Source organism: Nocardia sp. CA-135398, assembly GCF_050955845.1.
GTDB lineage: Bacteria > Actinomycetota > Actinomycetes > Mycobacteriales > Mycobacteriaceae > Nocardia.
In genome coordinates this window covers 7,965,765-7,989,879 of sequence record NZ_CP192084.1, presented here as the reverse complement: position 1 = coordinate 7,989,879, position 24,115 = coordinate 7,965,765, and the positions used below count along the sequence as shown (strand labels likewise).

Genomic DNA, 24,115 nt, shown 5'->3' with positions numbered 1-24,115 from the left:
GATTTTTGCCGAGAAGGTTGCGGAATGGTCACGACGCGGTAGAGTTCCCGTCACAACGGATGCCGAAACGTTACAAACGCCGAGGCCCGTTCAGCCACTGTAGGTCGAGCGCAAGGACCAGCTTTGTCGCAGCATCGGGTAGGCCCCAGTTCCATAACCGTCATGAGCCTCATCGGCGACGGCGTTGCGGGTCGGCCGACGCGGCATCGCGCCGAGCCGACGACCACCGAGCGGGTGAAGATCGCGGCCGGTGTCGCCGTCGCCACCGGCGCCCTCATCGGCACCGCGGCCCAGGTCGCGCCCGCCATTGCCGCCCCGCTCCTGCCGGGTGCGCACGACGGGGACGAGGAAGCCGCCGCGCCCATCACGTTCCAGGGCACGGCCGAGTTACCAGTCGAAGAGATCAAGGCCGCGGCGCCGATCGCCGCAGCCGCGCAGGCCGACGCGGTCACTCCGGTGGCCGCGCCGATCGCGGACGCGGTCGCCAATCCGTTCGGCATCAGCAATCTGCCGCCGGAGATCGCGGGCCCGCTGGCTCAGGTCGAACAGATCCTCAAGGGCGCGCAGCAGCAGTTCGCCCCGGCACCGGCGGTGCGTCCGGTCGCCGGCGAGATCAGCTCCGGATTCGGTTCTCGCTGGGGCGAATTCCACTACGGCCTCGACTTCGCCGATCAGCTCGGCGCGCCGATCCACTCGGTGAGCAGCGGCACCGTCATCGAGGCGGGCCCGGCCTCCGGCTTCGGCCTGTGGGTGCGGATCCAGCAGGACGACGGCACCATCGCGGTCTACGGCCACGTCAACGAGATGTTCGTGCACGCCGGGCAGCATGTGAACGCGGGCGATGTCATCGCCACCGTCGGCAACCGCGGCAATTCGACCGGACCGCATCTGCACCTGGAGATCTGGGATCAGGGCGGCAACAAGGTCGACCCGATGCCGTATCTCGCGGCGAAGGGTGTCCCGCTGCAGTGGGGCCCGTCGGCGCACTGATTTTCTTGCCCGGCTTGATATTCCGACAATCAACAGTCCCCCGTGGGGACCGTACGGTCGTTAGGCTCGGTTCGTGACTTCGCTGGGCGATATCTTCGAGCCTGGATCACCGCATGGGCGCACCTACGCCGTGCTGGTGCATCATCCGCGATCGAGCCTGGGCGAGGTCGCCGAATATCTGGGCGTCTCCAAGGAGACCGCTGCCACATCGCTCGAGGTTTTGACCGAACTGCAGGCCGCGGTCAGTCAGCTGTCCGTCGATGGCGAGGCCATCTGGGACGCGCACGCCCCCGAATCGCTATCCGAGGCGGAGGCGCGACGCAGGCAGCACGAAATCAACCAGATGCACGCCGCGGCCGCGCGACTGAGCGAAACGTTCCGCTCGGTGCGCCGCTCACCGCGCGCCAATGGCGCGATCGTGCCGGTGTTCGAACGCCTGGAGATGCTCGCGGATTTCGAGGAGGTCCAGACCTCGGCCCGGAACACGGTCAAGGTGATCGAACGCGGCCCCTACCTCAGCGATCCGGAACGCGAGCGACAGCTGTTCCTGCTCAAGCGCTCTCGGATCGGTGACGGCATCCGCTACCAGACGCTGTATCAGGACACTATTTACCAGGATGCTGAAAGGTTGCAGCACGCGCTGTCGACCAATGCCAGTGGGGCGCAGGCGCGCACCCTGCCCGAGCCGCCGTTCAAGCTGATCATCAGCGATGACGAGCGGGCGAGCCTGGTGCTGCACGCGGACGAGCGCCGCCCGGATCCGATGGGTTTGCGCATTACCGGGTCGCCCGGATTGCGGTTGCTGGTGAAGACTTTCGATGTGCTGTGGTCGCTGGCGGCGCCGATTTCGGTGAATTCGGCCGCCGACGAACTCGACGAGCGGGATAAGGCGATTCTGACCCTGATGGGCCTGGGTGCGACCGATGACACCATCGCTCGCCGACTCGGCATGTCCCGTCGAACCGTGGTCCGGCGCACCGCGCGGCTGCTGGAGCGGCTCGGCGCGAGCACCCGGTTCCAGGCGGGTGTGCAGGCGACCAGGCGTGGATGGCTGTAGCTCGGACAGGTGAACGCTCGAGTGGACAACATGGGACGAATGCTGAACGATCAATGTCCCGGGAAGTTTGAGGGCTTGTGTCACAACGGATTCGGAGCTAGCACCGTGCGCTCCGTGTTCGCGGATAGTTAGCTCTCTTGAAGACGATTACCCGATTGCATTGCGCGGGAGCGAATGCGCCGGCGGAATTCCGTGCGTGGCGGTTCGACCCTGTCGTATGTTCGATGTGAAAGGCGAATGGTTGAGAATGGATAGAGCGAGTCGATCTGTTCGGACCAACCGTCGGCGCCGTGCCAGCGCCCCACTCTTCGGCCAACTGCTAACCGCCGCCGTCGAATCCGCCGCCGACGCGGTCGCGGTTCGCTTCAACCCGACCGGTGATCCGGCCGACCAGCGCGAGTTGACCTATCGCGAATTCGACGAGGCGTCCTCGCGGCTGGCCTGGGAATTGATCGCGCGGGGCATCGGGCCCGGTGACATCGTCGCGACCGCGTTGGCCCGCTCGGTCGAGTCCGTCCTCGCGGTGTGGGCGATCGCGAAGACGGGTGCGGCCTATGTCCCGGTGGATCCGGCCTATCCCGCGGAGCGGATCGCGCATATGGTCGCGGACTCCGGCGCTGTGCTCGGCCTGACCACCGCGGCGCATCGCTCGACGTTGGGTACATCGGTCGATTGGATCGAGCTCGATGATCCGGTGGTTGCCGGGCAGATCGCCGCGCGGCCGGAGCGCCCGGTCTCCTATGCCGATCGGGTGCGGCGTCTGGACGAGCGGCATCCGGCCTATGTCATCTACACCTCTGGTTCCACCGGGCGGCCCAAGGGTGTCGTGGTGACCCATGCCGGGTTGGCCGGGTTGGCCGCGATCGGTCAGCGGTATGCGCTGACCGGAGATTCGCGGGTGACGCATCTGAGTTCGCCGAGCTTCGACTTCTCGCTGATGGAGCTGCTTTTCACGTTCTCGGCGGGTGCGACGCTGGTGATCGCGCCGCCGACGGTATTCGGCGGTGCCGAGCTCGCGGATCTGCTGCGCCGGGAACGGGTAACCCATCTGCTGATCACTCCGGGTGCGCTGGAATCGGTCGATCCGACCGGGCTGGACGAACTGCGGGTCGTGGTGGCCGGTGGCGACAAGCTCGGTACCGAACTCGTCGAGCGCTGGGGGCGGGACGGGCGGGCCGTTTTCAATGCCTATGGCCCGACCGAGGTGACGGTTATGGTCACGACCGGTCAGATGGAACCCGGTGCACCGGTCACCCTCGGCGGCATTGTCGCCGGGGTCGGGGCCTTTGTGCTCGATTCGCGCTTGCGGCCGGTGCCATCGGGAGTGGTCGGCGAGTTGTATCTGGGCGGACCCGCGCTGGCACAGGGCTATCTCGGACGTCCAGGGCTGACCGCGGAAAGGTTTGTTGCCAGCCCATTCGGCGCGGAAGCCGGTGCGCCGGGAGCTCGGCTGTACCGGACCGGAGATCTGGTGCGGCGCAACGAAACCGGTGTGTTGGAGTATCTGGGCCGATCCGATTTCCAGGTGAAGATTCGCGGTCTGCGCATCGAACTCGGCGAGATCGATAACGCGCTCACCGCGCATCCGGATGTGGATTTCGCGGCCACGGTCGGCAAGACATTGCCTTCGGGCACGACCGCGCTCGTCTCCTATGTGCTGCCACGCGCCGATGCCGTCGTGGATACCGCCGAACTCGTGGCCACGCTGGAGCGAAAGCTGCCCAGGTACATGGTGCCCACCGCCATTGTGGTGCTCGACGAACTGCCGTTGACGCCGGTCGGCAAGCTGGATCGTGCCGCGCTGCCCGATCCGGTTTTCGAGGCGCGGGAATTCCGGGCGCCGTCCACGCGGGAAGAGCGGATCGTCGCCGAGGTGTACGCGGACCTATTGCGCGCCGACGGTGTGCAAGTAGGTGTCGATGACGATTTCTTCGAACTCGGCGGCAACTCGCTGCTGGCCGCGCAGGCCGCCGCGCGCATCGGCACCGCGCTGGGCACACGGGTTCCGGTGCAGTTGGTATTCGAGGCGCCCGGAGTTGCCGAACTCGCTCAACGGGTGACGGTACTTGCGACGGCAGGACATGCTTTGCGCGCGCAGCGGCGCCCGGATCGGATTCCGCTCTCGTACGCGCAGCAGCGCATGTGGTTCCTCAACCGTTTCGACCCGACCAGCGGTGTCAACAACATTCCGCTCGCGGTGCGGATGTCCGGGGTGCTCGACATCGAGGCGTTGCGTGCGGCGGCCCGCGATCTGGTGGCGCGGCACGAGGTGCTGCGGACGGTGTATCCGGAGATCGATGGCGAGGGCATCCAGGTCGTCTTGCCGATCGATGATGTTCGTGCGGTGCCGGAGCTCGAGATCGTGTCGGCGAGCGCGGACGAGTTGCCCGAGCTGGTCATCGCCGCGGCGGTCGCCGGTTTCGATGTCGCCGTCGCGCCGCCGATCCGGCTGCGATTGGTACGGCTCGATGCGACCGAGCAGGTGCTGGTGTGCGTGGTGCACCACATCGCGGCCGACGGTTTCTCCATGGCGCCGCTGGCGCGGGATCTGATGTCCGCCTACTCGATTCGGGTGGGCGGTGCGCTGCCGCAGTGGCAGCCGCTCGACGTGCAGTACGCCGATTACGCGATCTGGCAGCGGGCCGTGCTCGGCGCCGAGGACGACGCGCAATCGCTGCTGGCTCAGCAGATCGCCTTCTGGCGCACCGAATTGGCGGGACTGCCCGAGCACTTGGCGCTGCCCACCGATCGGCCGCGTCCGGCGGTGCTGTCCAGTCGCGGCGCCGTCTTCGCCTTCGAAATCGATGCCGGAGTGCATACCGCACTCGAACGGATTGCCCGCGAACATCATTCGACGCTGTTCATGGTGGTGCACGCCGCGCTCGCGGTGCTGCTGTCGCGGCTGGCCGGAACCACCGATATCGCGGTCGGGACACCTGTTGCCGGTCGTGGGGATGCCGCACTCGACAATGTGATCGGAATGTTCGTCAATACGCTGGTGCTGCGCGGCGAGGTCGACCCCGAACTATCGTTCGACGACTTGCTGCGCAACTTCCGGCGAGCCGATGTGGCCGCCTTCGGACATGCGGATGTGCCGTTCGAGCGACTGGTCGAGCTGCTCGATCCGGCGCGTTCGATGGCGCGGCATCCGCTGTTCCAGGTGATGTTGACCTTCCAGAACATGGAGCGCCCCGAGCTGGAGCTGCCCGGCCTCACCGTTTCCGGTATCGATCTGGGCGTTGTGCAGGCGAAGTTCGATCTCGAGCTGACCGTCGTGCCGCGCGAGGACCATGGTGCGGCGAACGGTCTCGCGGCCTCGTTCACCTATGCCACCGACCTTTTCGACGAGGCTACGGTGGCCGGTTTCGCGCAGCGCCTGAATCGGGTGCTCGCGGCGGTGGCCGACGATCCGCAGCGGGTGGTCGGGGAGCTCGAACTGCTCGCGCCCGCGGAACGGCAGCGGATGCTGCGGGACTGGAACGACACCGCGCACCCGGTTGTCCCGGAACTGCTGCTGGACGGATATCGCCGTGCCGTTGCGGCACATCCGGATGCGATCGCGGTGGCCTACCAGGGCGCCGAACTTACCTATCGGGAATTCGACGAGCGCGTCAATCGGCTCGCACGGCTGTTGATCCAGCGCGGCGTCGGTGCGGAAGCCCTGGTGGGACTGGCGGTTCGGCGTTCGATCGACCTGGTCGTCGGCATGTACGCGATCGTCACGGCCGGTGGTGCGTATGTGCCGCTGGATCCGGATCATCCGAGGGAGCGGATCGCGCACATCCTCGAAACCGCCGCACCCGTCTGTGTGCTGACCACGACCGCGGATGTCGTCGAGGTATCGGATACGCCGCTCGTTTACCTGGATACCGTTGAGCTGACGTCATTCTCGGGCGCCCCGGTGCTGCCGTCGGAACTGCTCCGGCCGATTTCCGGGGACAATCCCGCCTACGTCATCTTCACCTCGGGTTCCACCGGTCGTCCGAAAGGTGTCGCGGTCACCCACGCGGCCATCAATAACCAGATCGAGTGGATGCTCGCGCACTACCCGCTCGGTCCCGATGACGTATATCTGCAGAAGACCGCCACCACATTCGACGTATCCCTGTGGGGATACTTCATGCCGCTGCGCGCGGGCGCGAAGCTGGTCGTCGCCACGCCCGACGGTCACCGCGATCCGGCGTACCTCGCGGAAACGATTGCCGCGCAACGGGTTACCGTTACCGACTTCGTGCCGTCCATGCTGACGGTATTCGCCGCACATCTGACCCCGGGGTCCTGCCCGACGCTGCGCGACATCTTCGTGATCGGCGAGGCCCTGCCGCCGGAGACGGTGACAGCGCTGCGTGCGGTATCGGATGCGGCGGTGCACAACCTGTACGGGCCGACCGAGGCGGCGGTGTCGATTACCGCGTGGCGCGCGTCCGCGATCGAGCAGACCACCGTGCCGATCGGCCTGCCGCAGTGGAATTCGCAGGTCTACGTGCTGGATTCGCGATTGCGGCCGGTGCCCGCCGGTGTGGTCGGTGAGCTGTATCTGGCGGGGACGCAGCTGGCGCGCGGGTATGTCACCCGACCGGATCTCACGGCCGATCGCTTCGTCGCCGACCCGTTCACCGCGGGGGCGCGGATGTACCGCACCGGTGATCTCGTTGTATGGCGCGAAGATCCGCGCCGATTGGAGTACTTGGGCCGCAGCGACTTCCAAGTGAAGTTTCGCGGTCAGCGCATCGAACTCGGCGAGATCGAAACCGCGCTGCTCGCCCAGTCCGCGGTCAGCCAGGCGGCGGCATCGGTCGCACAGTCGGCGACCGGTGATCAGCTGGTCGGATATGTGGTGCCGCGGCCGGGACAGCAGGTCGAGGCGCAGGAACTGCGGACCGCCGTGGCAGAAGTGCTTCCGGCGTATATGGTTCCGGCCGCCATTGTGGTGCTGGACGCATTCCCGCTCAACACCAGCGGCAAACTGGATCGCAAGGCACTGCCAGCGCCGACCTTCACCGCACGCGAGTTCCGCGCCCCGATCACCCCGACGCAGGAGATCGTCGCCGCCGTCTTCGCCGAGGTGTTGGGCATCGAGCGGGTCGGCCTCGATGACGACTATTTCGAACTCGGCGGTAATTCACTGCTGGCCACTCGGGTCGTCGCGCGAATCAACGATGCGCTGGATACGAATGTCGCCGTGCGCGATCTGTTCGAGACCTCGACCGTCGCCGCACTTGCCGCCGGAATCATCCCCGGTGCGGGCCGTTCCGCTGCCGCGCGGATACCGCTCACCCGAACCGAGCGCCCCGAGCTGGTGCCGCTTTCCCTTGCGCAGCAGCGCATGTGGGTGCTCAACCGGATCGATCCGGAATCTCCGGCATACAACCTGCCGTTCGCGATCAGGTTGACCGGCGAACTCGATGTCGCGGCATTGCGTCAGGCGGTCGAGGACGTGTTGGCTCGGCACGAAGCGCTACGCACCCGGTTCCCGACGGCGGAAACCGGCGGGCAGGCGTATCAGGAGATTCTGCCCACCGCCGAGGTACTTCCCAACGGACTCGAGGTCGAGACCGGCACCGATGTGCTCGGTCGGGTCGTCGAGCTGGTATCGGCCGGATTCGATGTGACCGAAGAGGTTCCGGTGCGGGCGCGACTATTGGCCGACGGGGACGAATATGTGCTCGTTGTGGTGGTGCACCACATTTCGGCAGACGGCGCCTCGCTCGCGCCATTGGCCCGGGATCTGGTGGCCGCGTATCTCGCCCGGGTCGGCGGTGCGGCCCCCGGCTGGTCGCCACTGCCGGTGCAGTACGCGGATTTCGCACTCTGGCAGCGCAAGGTCATCGGCACCGACGACGAGGAAAACTCGGTGGCCGCAGCGCAATTGGCGTACTGGCGGCAGCAGCTCGCCGGTCTGTCGAGTGCACCGGTGTTGCCGCTGGATCGTCAACGTCCGGTGGTTGCGTCGGGCCGTGGCGCGTCGGTCGGCTGGACCGTGCCGGCCGACGTGCACGAGGGTCTGGTCCGGATCGCGCGCGAGCATCGGTCCTCGGTGTTCATGGTTGTGCACGCGGCGCTGGCCGTCTTGCTCGCCCGACTGTCGGGTGGTTCGGATATCACCATCGGTACGCCGATTGCCGGACGTGGTCAGCGGGCGCTGGACGAGTTGGTCGGCATGTTCGTCAATACGCTGACGCTGCGCACATCGGTCGAGCGCGGCATGGCATTCGACGAATTGGTCGAGCAGACGCGGGCGACTGATCTTGCCGCATTCGCACATGCGGACCTCCCGTTCGAGCGGGTCGTCGAGGTGGTCGCTCCGGGGCGGCCGTTGTTCCAGGTGATGCTCGTCTTCCAGAATCTCGAACAGCCCAGTCTGGAACTCCCGGGGCTGACCGTCGCGGCATTGGATGCGGGCGATGTCGTCGCGAAGTTCGACTTGCAGGTGGTGGTCGAACCGCGGCTGCGGGGGGACGGGACGCCGGACGAGATGGTCATGGTATTCACTTACGCCACAGACCTTTTCGAGGAATCGACGGTGCGTGGTCTCGGGCGCATGCTGGAGCGCATTCTGACCGCGGTGGTGGCCGATCCGGGTGTGCGCATCGGCGGCATCGATATTGTCGACGAGCAGGAGCCGGTTCGCGCCGCGACCGATGCCACGACGGCCACCGACGGCACCGAGCTGACCCACCTGTTGACCGCCGCGGTGGAGGACGATCCGGACGCGCCCGCGCTGGTGTGGGGCGAGGAGGAAATGCCCTACCGGAAACTCGATGCCAAGTCGTCTCAGCTGGCCAGGGTGCTGATCGGGCGTGGTTGCGGTCCCGGGACGGGTGTGGCGATCCGGCTGGACCGCGGCGCCGACTGGGCGGTGGCCGCGTGGGCGGTGCTCAAGGCGGGGGCGGCGCTGGTGCTGCTGTCCGCGGCGGAGTCCTCGATACCGGCTGAGCCATCGGTGCGGGTCGGGCTGACCACCGGTGCGAGTCCGATCGGTGACAGCGTCGAATGGCTGCGCCTCGACGATGCCGCGACCAGCGCCGAAATCTCCGCGCAATCACTGCGACCGGTCAACCACGCGAATCGGACCGGGGTGCTCAGCGGGTCCGATCCGGCCCTCGTCATTGCCGCGACCGGGGTGCGGATGAGCTACGACGAACTGGCCATCGCGGCCGATCGGCTGCGGGTGCGCACCGGCCTGACCTTCGAATCGCGCACCTTCCAGCACGGCCGGTCCGATTCGGCGGCGAGGCTGCTCGAGGTGGTGAGCGCGGGTGCGACCGGGGCCGGGCTGATCGTCGTGCCGAGTGCCGAAGACTTGGGGGCGTCGCTCGCCGATGAGTGGGTGACGCATCTGATCGTCGATCGGGTCGCGTTGGCCGCCATCGATACCGCCCCGCTGGCGGATCTGCGGGCCGTGGTGCTCGAGCAAGTCAGCTCCGCCGAGGTCGTGGTGCCCGAATCGGCCGAGATCGTGCCGTTGGATGAACTGCTGCCGGTGGTGTCGAGCTGAGTAGATGACGGTGCATTGGGGGGTGGTTGAGATGTAACGACAAACGCTAGGAAGTAGTCCCGGAAATGCTCGGCTTGTTCGAAGGTGTGTTGGCGTTCGCGCGCGGTGCGCGACAGGTGTTCGGCGCATGACGCGGCCGAATCGCGAGCGGCCCAACCGGACTCGACGCCCGCGGATCAAGACCCTGCCGCAATTGCTCACCACCGCCGTGGAGGCCAATCCGGCCGGACCCGCGGTCGTGTTCGCGGATGCCACGACCACGTTGGCGCGGTTGAGTTACGCCGAACTCGACGATCGGTCGAACCGCTTGGCGCGCTTGCTGATCGAACGCGGTATCGGCCCGGAGGATCTGGTCGCGGTCGGTATTCCGCGATCGGTGGAATCGGTGGTCGCGGTGTGGGCGATCGCCAAGGCGGGTGCCGGATTTGTGCCCGTCGACCCGAACTATCCCGCCGATCGCATCGCCCACATGCTGTCGGATTCCGGTGCGGCGCTGGGGCTTACCGTCGCTTCGGTGGATCTGCCCGACGGCCCGGAGTGGCTCGCCATCGATACCGCAGACATCGCGGCATATTCGCCGGAACCGATCACCTACGCGGACCGGATCGGGCAACTGCGTGCCGAGCATCCGGCCTATGTCATCTACACCTCCGGGTCGACCGGGACCCCCAAGGGTGTGGTCGTCACCCAGGCCGGGCTGTCGAATTTCTGTGATGAGCAGCGCGAACGCTACACACTGACCTCCGATTCGCGCACACTGCATTTCGCCTCGCCCTCGTTCGACGCGTCGGTATTGGAGTTGCTGCTCGCGCTGAGTCGGGGCGCCACCATGGTCGTCGCCGCGCCGACGGTGTACGGCGGCGCGGAACTGGCCGCATTGCTGCGCCGGGAGCGGGTGACGCACGCCTTCATCACTCCGGCCGCGCTCGCCTCGCTGCCCGTCGACGGGCTGGACGAGCTGCGCGTCGTGGTCGCGGGCGGTGAGGCCTGTCCGCCGGAGTTGGTGCAGCGCTGGGTATTGCCGATCGTGGATGGCCGAATCCGGGAATTCTTCAATGGCTACGGCCCGACCGAGACCACGATCATGACGAATATCAGCGCACCGCTGGTGCCGGGCGAACCGGTGACCATCGGTGGGCCGATCCGCGGGATCACCGAATATGTGCTGGATGAGGAGCTCACGCCGGTGCCGGGCCGGGTCGTCGGCGAACTCTATATCTCCGGTGCGCAGGTGGCCCGCGGCTATCACGACCGACCGGGACTGACCGCCGCTCGGTTCGTGGCCGATCCGTTCGGCGAGCCGGGCTCGCGGCTCTACCGCACCGGCGATCTGGTGCGCTGGACGGCCGAGCGCGAGTTGGAATACCTGGGGCGCAATGATTTCCAGGTGAAGATCCGTGGTTTCCGCATCGAACTCGGTGAGATCGATGCGGTGCTCGCCGCACATGACGGCGTCGATTTCGTGGTCACCATCGGACACGAACAGGACAGCGGCGCAACGATTCTGGTGTCGTATGTGCGTGCCGTCGATGGATTCGCCATCGATACGACGGAACTGACCCAGTTGGCCGCGAGCAAACTGCCAGCCCATATGGTGCCCAGCGCCATTATGGTGCTCGACGAGATCCCGCTGACCCCGGTCGGCAAGTTGGATCGTCGGGCACTGCCCGCGCCGCAGTTGCGCACCAAGACTTTCCGCCCGCCGTCGGGTGCTATCGAGCCGGTAGTCGCCGAGCTCTTCGCCGAGGTACTCACGCTCGAAGTGCCGGTCGGTGCCGATGACGACTTCTTCGAACTCGGCGGCAATTCGCTGATCGGCACCCAGCTGATGGCGCGCCTCGGTGCGGCGCTGGATGCCCGAATTCCGGTGCGTCTGCTCTTCGAGACGCCGACCGTCGCCGGGCTGGCCGCCGCGGTGGCGCGACATGCCGGTGCGGGTGACCGCAAGGCATTGGTTGCCGGTCCGCGTCCGGCGGCGATTCCGTTGTCGCTGGCTCAGCAGCGGATGTGGTTCCTGAACCGGTTCGATACCGGATCGGCGGCCTACAACATTCCGGTCGCGGTGCGGTTGAGCGGTGCCCTGGATGTCGCCGCGCTACGGGCGGCGGTGGCGGATCTGGTTGCGCGACACGAGGTCCTGCGGACGGTGTATCCCAACACCGATGCTGGCCCGGTGCAGCTGATTCTGCCCGCGGATGAATCGGTGCCCGAGCTGACGGTCCGGGCAGTCGCGGCCGAGCAGCTCGAATCCGCTGTGCGCGAACTGCTTTCGACAACGTTCGATGTGACCGCCGAGGTGCCGCTGCGGGTCGGCTTGTTCGAGGTCGAGGACGCGCCTGCCGAATTCGTACTGGCACTGGTGGTGCACCACATCGCCGGTGACGGCAGCTCGATGGGGCCGTTGACGCGCGATCTGATGACCGCCTACGCCGCTCGGTCGGCCGGTTCCGCGCCGGACTGGGCGCCGCTGCCGGTGCAGTACGCGGACTACAGCATCTGGCAGCGCGAGCTGCTGGGCAGTGAGGACGATCCGCAGTCGTTGACGGCCGGGCAGATCGCCTACTGGCGCGACGCACTCGCCGAGCTGCCCGATCAGCTGGAGCTGCCGACGGATCGGCCGCGGCCACCGGTGCAGTCCTTCGCCGGTGGCAAGGTGCCGGTGCATATCGATGCCGAAACCCACCGCGCGCTGGTCGAATTGGCGCGTGCCGAGGGTGCGACGCTGTTCATGGTCGTGCACGCGGCCTTGGCGGTATTGCTGGCTCGGTTGTCGGGCACCGATGACATAGCTGTCGGTACGCCCATGGCCGGTCGCGGTGAGGCGGCGCTGGACGAGCTGATCGGCATGTTCGTCAATACCCTGGTGTTCCGGACCCGGGTCGATGAATCCGCGCCGTTCACCGAATTGCTCGCACGGCAGCGTGAGACGGATCTCGGCGCCTACGCCAATGCCGATGTGCCGTTCGAACGACTCGTCGAGGTGCTGAATCCGGTCCGCTCGACCGCACGGCATCCGCTGTTCCAGGTGGGATTGTCGTTCCAGAATCTGGCCGCGACGAGTCTGGAGCTGCCTGGACTGACCGTATCGGCGGTGGACTTCGATGCCGCGGTATCGCAGTTCGATCTGCACTGGATCATCGGTGATCAGTACGACGAGACGGGTCGGCCCGCCGGTATCCATGGTGCTGTCACCTATGCCCATGATCTGTTCGACGGTCCGACGGTGCAGGGCTTCGTAGCTCGGTTCGCGCGCCTGCTCGGCGAGATCGCCGCCGCACCGGGCACGGTCGTCGGTGAGCTGCGATTGCTCGACGCGGTGGAACGGACCGAGCTGGTGTCCGGCCGCAATGCGACCGACCATGCGGTGGATGCGACGGCGACGCTGGTATCGCTCTTGGATGCGACCGTGGCCGCGACACCGGGCGGGGTGGCGCTGATGGGCGCGGACGGCGAACCGGTGACCTATGCCGAGCTGGATGCCCGGGTGAACCGTCTTGCGCGGCACCTGATTTCGCGAGGTGTCGGTCCGGAGTCGCGGGTGGTGCTCGCATTCCGACGGTCGGTGGATCTGGTTGTCGCGATGTACGCGGTGGCCAAGGCCGGTGCCGCATATGTGCCGGTGGATCCGGACCAGGCGGCGGCGCGGACCGACTACATTCTGGGTACCGCCGCACCGGTCTGCGTATTGACCAATGCGGTAGCGGGTTTCGAAACCGAGCTGGCACCGGTGGTGCGCCTGGACCGGCTCGATCTCGGTCGGCTTGCCGAGACGCCGATTACCGATAGTGAGCGGGTGCGGCCGCTGCGCGCGGCGAATACCGCGTATGTGATCTTCACGTCGGGTTCGACCGGGCGGCCGAAGGGTGTCGCCGTATCGCATGCCGCGATCGTCAACCAATTGCTCTGGAAGACAGCCGAATTCGCACTCGGTCCGGGCGATGCGGTGTTGTTGAAGACCGCCGCGACCTTCGATCTGTCGGTGTGGGAGTTCTGGTCGGCGGCCGTATTCGGCGGGCGATTGGTACTTGCCCAACCGGACGGGCATCGGGATCCGGCCTACCTGAACGATCTGATGGCGCGGGAGTCGGTGACGACACTGCATGTGGTGCCGTCGATGCTGGACGCGCTGTTGACCGGACGGCTGCCGTTCACCTTGCGGCGGGTGCTGGTGATCGGTGAGGCGCTGCCCGCGGGGCTGGCACAGCGATTCCGGGAGATCTATCCGCAGAAGGAACTGTTCAATCTGTACGGTCCGACCGAGGCGGCGGTGTCGGTCACCAACCATCGAGTGACCGACGCGGATACGGCCTTGGTGTCGATCGGTGCTCCGGAGTGGAACAGTCGCGTCTACGTGCTGGATTCGCGGTTGCGTCCGGTGCCGGTGGGTGTTTCGGGTGAGTTGTATTTGGCCGGTGCGCAATTGGCGCGCGGATACTTCGGGCGGGTCGATCTGACGGCGGAACGGTTCGTCGCGAATCCGTTCGAGTCGGGTGCTCGGATGTACCGCACGGGTGACCTGGTGGCCTGGAATGCCGCCGGTGAATTGGAGTATCGCGGTCGCACCGACTTCCAGGTGAAGATCCGTGGGTTCCGGATCGAGCTGGGGGAGATCGAGGCGGCCTTGATCGCGCTGCCGGAGATCGCGCAGGCCGCGGTGATCGCCGATGTCGATCGGCGGACCGGTGATCGGATCGTCGCATATCTGGTTGGCGTCGATATCGATGTGGCACAGGTGAAGTCGGCGCTGGCCCGTGCGCTGCCGTCCTATATGGTGCCCGCCGCCTACGTGGTGCTGCCCGCGCTGCCGCGCAATGCCAATGGGAAGCTGGATCGAAAGGCCTTGCCCGCGCCGGAGTTCGAGACCCAGGTCTTCCGTGCGCCGACAACGCCGATCGAGGAGATCGTCGCCGGGGTGTTCGCCGATGTGCTCGGTTTGGATCAGGTCGGGATCGATGACGATTTCTTCGCGCTCGGCGGCAATTCGCTGATCGCCACCCAAGTGGCGGCGCGGCTGGGCGCGGCGCTCGATACGCAGGTGCCGGTGCGGGTGTTGTTCGAGGCGACCACCGTCGCGGCGCTGGCGGTTCGGGTCGAGCAGCGGGTCGGCTCCGGTCGACGGCCGCCGTTGACCGCGGGGATGCGACCGGACCGGGTGCCGTTGTCGCTGGCACAGCAGCGAATGTGGTTCCTGAACCAGTTCGATACCGAATCGGCCGCTTACAACGTGCCGGTTGCGGTGCGACTGACCGGTGCACTGGATATCGATGCGCTGCGATCGGCGGTCGCCGATGTGGTGGGCAGGCATGAAGTGCTGCGCACCGTGTATCCGTCTCGCGACGGTATCGCGTACCAGGTGATTCTGCCTGTGGGACAGGCGGTTCCGGATCTGACTCCGGTGGATGTCGCTGCCGATGAGCTGCGGGATCGAATCGTCGAGCTGGTCGGTGCGGGTTTCGATGTCACCGCCGAAGTGCCGGTACGCGCGGAATTGCTGTGCTGCGACGGCGAATACGTGCTGGTGCTCGTGGCCCATCACATCAGTGCCGATGGCTGGTCCATGGGTCCGCTGACCCGTGACCTGATGCTGGCCTATATCGCGCGCACCGGCGGATCCGCTCCGACGTGGACGCCATTGCCGGTGCAGTACGCCGACTTCGCGCTGTGGCAGCGGGCCGTTCTCGGCTCGGAATCGGATCCGGATTCACTTGCCGGACAACAGGTGTCCTATTGGCGGCAGGCCCTGGCCGAGCTGCCGGATGAGCTGAACCTGCCCTCGGATCGGATTCGGCCCGCGGTCCCGTCGTTCATCGGCGGCCGATGCGATATCCCGATCGATGCGCAGTTGCACGCGGCGCTGGTGCGATTGGCCCGCGAGCACAATGCCACCCTGTTCATGGTGGTGCACGCCGCGCTGGCGGTACTGCTGGCGCGCCTGTCGGGCACCGACGACATCGCCATCGGTACGCCGGTCGCCGGGCGTGGCGAGGCCGAACTCGACAATGTCATCGGCATGTTCGTGAATACGCTCGTGCTGCGCACCGAGGTATCGGGCGGCAGCACCTTCGCCGAACTGCTGGCCCACGCCAAGGATGTGGACCTCCAGGCCTTCGCGCACGCGGATATTCCGTTCGAGCGTTTGGTGGATCTGCTCGAACCGGAACGCTCGACGGCACGGCATCCGCTGTTCCAGGTGGCGCTTACGTTCGAGAATCTGCCGGACAATTCCTTCGAGCTGCCCGGCTTGCAGGTCGCCCCGGTGGATTTCGATCTCATTATCGAGAAATTCGATCTGTCCCTGGCGATTCGCGAGTCGAGTTCGGGCATGTTCGCGGCGTTCACCTATGCGCGTGACCTTTTCGACGGCGAAACGGTGCGGGTATTCGCGGATCGGTTCGTGCGGCTGCTCACCGCGATCGTCGCGAATGCGGAAACTCCGGTGGGTGATCTGCCGCTGCTGGCCGAATCAGAGGTCGAATTCCTGACCCGGGTGCAGCCGGATCAGGTGATGGCGGGTGGGCTGCTGCCCGATCTGCTGTTGCGCGGGTTGCGCCTGGGGGCGGACCGGGTCGCGATCCGGTATGCGGGCCGCTCGATCAGCTACCGCGAACTCGACCGGTACTCGTCGCGGTTGGCCAGGGTGCTGATCGAGCGCGGCGTCGGCCCGGAAAGTCTGGTCGCGCTGGCCTTTCCGCGCTCCTACGAGATGGTTGCCGCTGTGCTGGCCGTCGCGAAGGCCGGTGGCGCACATGTGCCGATCGATCCGAACCATCCGCTGGAACGGATCCGGTACCTACTGACCGACTCGGCCGCGGTCATCGGACTGACCTCGGTCGGACACCTCGGTGACCTCCCCGATGACGTGCCGTGGCTCGCACTCGGCGATCGCGCGACGGAGGCGTTGTGCGCCAACCGATCCGCCGCCCCCATCACCGATGTCGACCGGATCGCCCCACTGCGCCTGCACAACCCGGCCTACGTCATCTACACCTCGGGTTCGACCGGTATGCCCAAGGGCGTCACGGTGACCCACGCCGGACTCGGCGGTCTACTGGAACACGCGATCGAGCTCTACCGTTTGGCGCCCAACCGCCGCTTCCTGCATATCTGCGCGCCGAGCTTCGACCCGTCGGTATTGGAATGGCTGTGCACCTTTTCGGTCGGCGCGACCCTGGTGATCGTGCCGTCCACCGTTCCGGGCGGGCACGAACTCGGTGATCTGCTGCGCACCGAACAGGTCACGCACGCGATCATCACACCGGCGGTCCTCGGCACGGTCGATCCGACCGGCCTCGAACATCTCGAAATGCTCTCCGTCGGTGGCGATGTCACCACACCCGAACTGCTGGCCAAGTGGCAGCCCGGTCGCAGGTACTACAACGGCTACGGCCCGACCGAGACCACCATTATCTCGTCGTATGCGAAATTGACCGCGGGACAGCACATTACGATCGGCAGTCCGGTACGCGGCATGTCCGCACTGGTGCTGGACACCCGGCTGAATCCGGTACCGCCCGGGGTGACGGGTGAGCTCTATCTGGCGGGCGGTGCACTTGCCCGCGGTTACCGCAATCGAGCCGGACTGTCCGCGGAACGTTTTGTGGCCAACCCGTGGGGCGAGCCGGGTGCCCGGATGTACCGCACGGGCGACCTGGTCCGCTGGTACGCGACTCCGGCGGGGCGATGGGAGCTGGATTATGTGGGGCGCAGCGACTTCCAGGTGAAGATACGCGGCTTCCGTGTCGAACTCGGGGAGATCGACGCGGTGCTCGGCGGCCACGAGGATGTCGAATTCGCGGTAACCCTCGGGCGCGAAACCGCCGCTGGCGCAACGGTGCTGGTGTCGTATGTGCTTCCGGTGGCCGATCGGATCGTGGACCCGGACCGACTCACCGAATTCGCGGCGCGCGTGCTGCCTTCGCATATGGTGCCCTCGGCCGTCGTCGTTCTCGACGCGGTGCCGCTGACCAGCAATGGCAAGCTCGATCGCACCGCGTTGCCCGAACCGCATTTCACCGCCACGGTGTCGCGGGCACCGTCCAGCCCGTTGGAATCGCGGATCGCGGAGCTGTTCGCGCAGGTGCTCGGTGTGCGGCAGGTCGGAGCCGATGACTCCTTCTTCGCCATCGGCGGCGACAGCATCGTTTCGATCCAGTTGGTTTCCCGGGCCAAGGCGGCCGGAATCGGCTTCACCCCGCGCGATGTCTTCGAGCAGAAGACTGTGGCCGGATTGGCCAGGGTCGCGGTGCTCGGCACGGATCCCGCGCCGGTCGTGCTCGCCGAGTTGCCCGGTGGCGGTGTCGGCGATATCCCGCTCACACCGGTGCTCGCTGGCTTCCTCGAGAACGGGTCGTTCGGCCGATTCGCGCAGACCCTGGTGCTCACGCTGCCGGAGGGTATCGATCGCAGCGGATTGGCCGCCACGCTCGCTGCCGTACTCGACCACCACGACATGTTGCGGGCCCGGGTGTGGCAGGTCGACGGCCGATGGTGGCAGCAGGTGGCCGCGCCCGGCACCCTGGACGTGTTGTTGTCCGAGGTCGACGTGCCCGACGAGGCCGAGCTCAACCGAATCGGCAATGCCGCTGTGGCTTCCGCGCTGGCGGAATTGGATCCGGCCGCGGGCCGGATGGTCGCGTTCAGTTGGCTGCGCAGGTCGAACGCACGCGATCTGCTCATTGTCGCGGCGCACCACTATGTGATCGACGGGGTGTCGTGGCGGATTCTGATCCCGGACCTCATCACCGCATGGGCCCAGCGCTCCGCCGGGATGGCCATTGCCTTGCCGCCGGTCGGAACATCGTTCCGGCGATGGGCGCACGGTCTGGTCGAGGCGGCTGGTTCGCCGTCGCGGATGGCCGAACTCGACTACTGGCGCACTGTGCTGGCCACACCCGATCCCTTGCTCGGTTCGCGTGCGCTCGATCCCGCCGTCGATACCCACGCGACGGTGCGACAGTTGACGGTCGAGGTGCCGGTCGATGTCGCCGATGCGGTACTGACCACGGTGCCCGCGCTGTACCGGGGCGGTGTCAACGACGGTCTGCTCGCGGCGCTGGCCACGGCGGTGCGCACCTGGCGGGCGCGCCGCGGTATCGACCTCCCGGTCACCAGGATTCGACTCGAGGGCCACGGACGCGAGGAAGCGACCGTGCCCGGCGCCGATCTGACCCGCACGGTCGGCTGGTTCACCAGCGTGTATCCAGTGGCGCTCGATCTCACCGGCGTTGCCGACGAGACCGCGGCGGTACTGCGGTCGGTGAAGGAGCAGTTGCTCGCGGTTCCGGATCGGGGTATCGGCTTCGGGCTACTGCGCCAACTGAATTCGGGTCTGGGTGGTGATATCGGGCAGATCGGTTTCAACTATCTGGGCCGGGTAACCACCGGTGGCGCGGCGGAGTTGACCGATCCGGCCTGGCTCCCGTCCGGCGAGCTGGGTGATCTCGAGGACGGCCAAGATCCGGCACTGCCCGCCTCGGCCGTGGTCGATATCAATGCGGTCGTCGTCGATACCGATGCCGGACCACGGATGGACGTGGTGTTCAAGTACGCCGGTGAAATCCTCGACGCGGCGTCGGTGCGGGAACTGGCCGACGACTGGCTCACCGCGCTGACGGCGGTGGCCCGGCATGTCGCTGACCCGAACGCCGGTGGTCTCACCCCGTCGGACGTGCCGCTCGTGTCGACCACCCAGCACGAACTCGACATCTGGCGGGCGAACTACCCAGGCCTGGTCGAGGTACTGCCGCTGTCGCCACTGCAAACCGGCCTGCTGTTCCTGATGGAAATGCTGGAGTCGGTCGACCCCTATGTCATTCAGGTGGCCGTCGAACTCTCCGGCGAATTCGAACTCGACCGCCTGCGCCGCGCCGCACAGGCGGTGCTTGACCGGCACGCGAATCTGCGCAGCGCCTTCACTTTCGGCGCGAACGGCAAACCGGTGCAGCTCATCGCCGACGGTGTTCGGGTGCCGTGGCGCTTGGTCACCGAGGTGTCCGACGCCGACCTGCCCGAGCTGCTCACCGCCGACCAGCGCACCGGATTCGATGCCGCCTCGGCGCCGCTGCTGCGATTCACGGTGTACCGCACCACATCCGGGCGTACACACCTGGTGCTGACGGCGCATCACATCCTGCTCGACGGCTGGTCCATGCCGCTACTGATGAAGGATCTGCTGATCCTGTACGCGACCAGGAGCGATACCGCGCTGCTGCCCGCCGCGCGGCCGTATCGCGACTATCTGGCGTGGCTGTCGCGCCAGGACCGCGAAGCCACCCTGCGCGCGTGGGAAACCGCGCTGGCCGAGGTCGCGCCGACACTGCTCGCGCCCGCGCTGGTGCGACCCGCGGTGCCGGACAATGGATTCGGCAGGTCGGTATTCGAACTGTCGGCGACCGAGACGGCCGCGCTGACGTCCTTCGCGGCGGCCACCGAGGTCACTGTCAATACGGTGCTGCAGGCGGCGTGGGGCGTGGTGGTCGCCGGTATCACCGAACGCGATGATGTCGTCTTCGGCGTCACCGTTTCGGGACGTCCACCGCAGCTCGACGGTGTCGACGCGATGGTCGGACTGTTCGTGAACACCATCCCGGTGCGCGTCCGATTCGATTCGGCCACAACGGTTTCGCAGTTGCTCACCGAGCTGCAAGGTGAGCAGGCGGCGCTGCTGGAGCATCACTATCTCGGGCTGGCCGATGTCCAGGCGATCGCGGGCGGCAGCGAGTTGTTCGACACGCTGGTGGCCTACGAGTCGTATCCGATCGATGCCGATGGTCTGCGGCAGGCGGGCAGCGCTGTCGACGGGCTGGTGGTCGGCGGAGTGAGTTCGGTCGACTACACCCACTATCCGGTGACCGTACGGGCCGAACTGGGGGCCGAGCTGCGGGTGGAGGTGCTGTATCGCGGCGATGCCGTCGCGGATTCGGCGGCGCGGGCGCTGACTCAGCGGTTGCGCTCCGCGCTCGGTGCCTTCGTCACGGCGGATTCGGTTGCGGCCGTGCGTGATAGTGCGGAGTCGGACGTACTCACCCAGGTTCGATACTGGCGCAGCACGCTGGCAGGACTGCCGGACGAGTTGACGTTGCCGATGGATCGTCCGCGCTCGACCGTACCTTCTTATAACGGCGGGCAGGTCGAGCTGAAGATCGGTGTGCACCTGCACCACGAACTGCGTCGGCTTGCCGAGGCCAGGAATACCTCGATATTCGTGGTGGCGCATGCGGCTTTCGCGGTGCTGTTGGCGCGATTGTCCGGCACCACCGATATAGCCATCGGCGCACCGGCCTCGGGGGCAACCTTCGACAACACGGTGATGCCGCGCACCGATAGCAATCCGACCTTCGGTGAACTAGTTGCCGCGGTCGATCCGACCGACGCGGCCGGGATCTCTGGGACAACCTTCAACAACGCGGTGATGCCGCGCACCGATAGCAATCCGACCTTCGGTGAACTGGTCGCCGCGGCCGGTCTGACCGACGCGGCTGCGGTCTCTGGGACAACATTCAACAACACCGTGGTTCTGCGCACTGATTACCACCCGGGTGCGACCTTCGATGACCTGCTCGCCTCGGTCGTCGCGGCCGATGCCGCCGCATTCGCGTCCGCCGATGTGCCATTCGCGCAACTCGTCGAACTACTCGATCCGGTCCAGGTGCCCGGCAGGCATCCGCTGTTCCAGGTCGCCATGGGGCACCACACAACGGATCCGTTCACGGTCGATCTGCGGCTTTCGCTGAACGAGCGGATCGGTCCGCGCGGTGAGACCCAGGGCGTGCGGGCCGAATTCACCTATGCGACAGACCTGTTCGACGCCGTGACGGTACAGGGCTTCGCCGATCGGTTCGCCCGCATTCTCAGCGCGGTCGTCGCCGATGCCGCGGTGACCGTCGGCGATATCGAACTGCTCGGACCGAACGAGCGCACCAGGGTGCTGCACGAATGGAATTCGCGCGGTGCGTGGGTGCCCGCCGCGACACTGCCCGAGCTGATCGCCGATCAGGCCCGGCGCAGGCCCGATGCGGTGGCGGTTCGCTTCGGCGATACCGCGCTGAGCTTCGCGGAACTGCGGCGGCGGGCGAATCGGGTGGCCAGGGCGCTGATTGCCGCCGGTGCCGGACCGGAATCACTGGTGGCCGTCGCGGTTCCGCGCACCGAAGCGCTGCCGGTCGCGTTGCTGGGTGTGCTCACCGCGGGTGCGGCGTATCTGCCGATCGATATCACCTATCCGGCGCAGCGGCTGGCCTTCGTGCTGTCGGATGCGGTGCCGGTCTGTGTGCTCACCACGGCGGAACAGCGTGCCGATGTGCCGGTCGGCGAGCTGCCGGTGATATTGCTCGACGAGACAATGGAATTCGATGATCGCCCGGTCAGCGATGCCGATCGCATCGCACCGCTGTTACCCGATCACCTCGCCTACGTCATCTACACCTCGGGGTCGACGGGTGTGCCGAAGGGCGTTGGGGTGGCGCATCGCAATGTGGTCGAGCTGTGCGCGAATACCCAGCCGCTGTTCGGTTTCGACGAGACGGATGTGTGGACGCTGTTCCACTCCTTCGCCTTCGACTTCTCGGTGTGGGAGCTGTGGTGTGCGTTGGCCACCGGCGGTGCGGTGGTCGTTGTCGACTACGCGACCTCGCGGGCACCGGAACTGTTCCGCGAGTTGCTGATTCGCGAGCAGGTCACCGTGCTGAACCAGACGCCGTCGGCCTTCTATCAGCTCATCGAGGCCGATCGAGCGGCCGATGGGGATCGCGAGTTCGCGCTGCGGCATGTCGTATTCGGTGGTGAGGCATTGGATCTGCGGCAGTTGCGGCGCTGGTACGAGCGCCATGACGCGGATGCGCCGCGCCTGGTGAATATGTACGGGATTACCGAAACCACGGTGCACGTGTCGTTCCTGGCGCTGGACAAGCAGATCGCGGACAGTCCGGACAGCCTGATCGGACGTGCGCTGCCCGGTTTGGACGGCTATGTGCTCGATGAGCGCTTGCATCCCGTGCCGGTCGGGACACCAGGGGAGATCTATGTGGCCGGAGCCCAGCTGTCCAGGGGATACCTCGGCAGGCCTGGACTTGCGGCGGCGCGTTTCGTCGCGAATCCCTTCGGCGCGCCCGGATCTCGCATGTACCGCACTGGTGACCTCGGACGTTGGGGCCATTCCGGACTCGCCTACGCCGGGCGCAGTGATCAGCAAGTTCAGTTGCGCGGCTTCCGAATCGAACTCGGCGAGATCGAATCCGCGCTGCTGCGCTGTCCCGGTGTGAGCCAGGCGGTGGTGCTGGTGCGCTCGAGCGAACGTCTCGGTGATCAGCTCGTCGGCTATGTGGTGCCTGCGGCCGGTGCCAGCATCGATTCAGATGAGTTGCGCGTCCAGGTGGCCGAATTCCTCACCGGCTATATGGTTCCCGCCGCCATCGTGGTGCTCGATGTCATGCCGCTGACGCCGAACGGCAAGCTGGACCGACGCGCACTGCCCGAACCCGCATTCGAGGCACGGCAGTACCGCGCACCGGCGACGCCGACCGAGGAAACCGTCGCCGCGGCCTTCGCGGAGGTGCTCGATCTCGACCGATTCGGTATGGACGACAACTTCTTCGAGCGCGGCGGCAATTCGCTGATCGCCACGAAGCTGACCGCGCGGCTGAGTTCGCTGCTCGGCGAGAAGATTCCGGTGATGCGGATATTCACCGCGCCGACCCCGACGGGCTTCTTGGCCGAGCTGGCCCGCCGGGCGAGTGGGCAGGTCGAGGGCGAGGCGGCCTTCGATGTGGTGCTGCCACTGCGTGCGACGGGTACCGCTGATCCGCTGTTCTGCATCCATCCGGTCTCCGGGATCGCATGGTCGTTCGCGGGGCTGGCGGCCTATCTCGATTCCGACCGGCCGATCTACGGCATCCAAGCGCCGACGCTGGCCGCATCGGCGGCGCTGCCGGACACGATCGAGGAGTGGGCCGCGATCTATGTCGATGCGATCCGCTCGGTCCAGCCGAAGGGGCCGTATCACCTGATCGGCTGGTCGATGGGCGGTGTCTTCGCGCACGAGATCGCGGTGCAGTTGCAGCGGGCCGGTCAGCGGGTGGCCACGCTCGCGGTGATGGACAGCTATATGGCCGATCCCCCCGACGAACGCGCGCAGGGCGCGGGCTCACCCGTGCCGGTCGCCGAGCTCATCGGCGGCCTGCTCGGCGAACAGGCCGGTGACCTGGGCTTCGCCGCCGATATCGACCTGGCGCAACTGGCCGAGCGGCTGGTCGAGCTGCCGGAACCGTTCGCCTCCTTCGGCTCCGACCGGTTCACCCGGGTGCTCGATACGGCCGTGCATTCGGTGGTGCTGCGCAATGACTATCAGCCCGTTCGATTCCACGGCGACGTCATCTACTTCACCGCGGCGTCGGACGATGCCACCGGTTCGATCGGTGCGTCGATCTGGGCCGACGTGGTCGACGGCACGGTAGACAACCGTGCCGTACCGACCACCCACTGGCAGATGACCGCCGCCCCCGGACTCGCCGAAATCGGCAAGGTGCTGATAGACGTCTGGCGGAAACCCGCAATGGAGACTGATGACTGAAACA

The 24,115-nt window shown here is 66.6% G+C and carries 3 protein-coding genes and 1 pseudogene; all 4 read left to right on the top strand.

What is annotated here, in order from left to right; all coding sequences use genetic code 11:
* The first annotated feature begins 162 nt into the window (after window positions 1-162).
* A complete protein-coding gene (locus tag ACQP1T_RS35435; RefSeq protein ID WP_433757333.1) occupies window positions 163-990 on the top strand; it encodes a M23 family metallopeptidase in 828 nt (275 codons plus the stop codon).
* A 73-nt stretch (window positions 991-1,063) separates the two neighbouring features.
* Window positions 1,064-2,047 (top strand): DNA-binding response regulator, encoded by a 984-nt coding sequence (locus ACQP1T_RS35430; protein ID WP_433757332.1) that lies wholly within the window; start codon window positions 1,064-1,066, stop codon window positions 2,045-2,047.
* 247 nt (window positions 2,048-2,294) lie between these two features.
* Window positions 2,295-9,545, top strand: coding sequence for an amino acid adenylation domain-containing protein (locus ACQP1T_RS35425; protein ID WP_433757331.1), 7,251 nt, complete (start codon window positions 2,295-2,297; stop codon window positions 9,543-9,545).
* Window positions 9,546-9,726: 181 nt separating this feature from the next.
* Window positions 9,727-24,111: pseudogene (locus ACQP1T_RS35420) on the top strand (amino acid adenylation domain-containing protein); the annotation flags it as partial.
* Window positions 24,112-24,115 lie beyond the last annotated feature (4 nt).

Bases quoted from the DNA above. Each gene is read 5' to 3' on its own strand.
- ACQP1T_RS35425 (WP_433757331.1), top strand. From the start codon at position 2,295: ATGGATAGAGCGAGTCGATCTGTTCGGACCAACCGTCGGCGCCGTGCC.
- ACQP1T_RS35435 (WP_433757333.1), top strand. From the start codon at position 163: ATGAGCCTCATCGGCGACGGCGTTGCGGGTCGGCCGACGCGGCATCGC.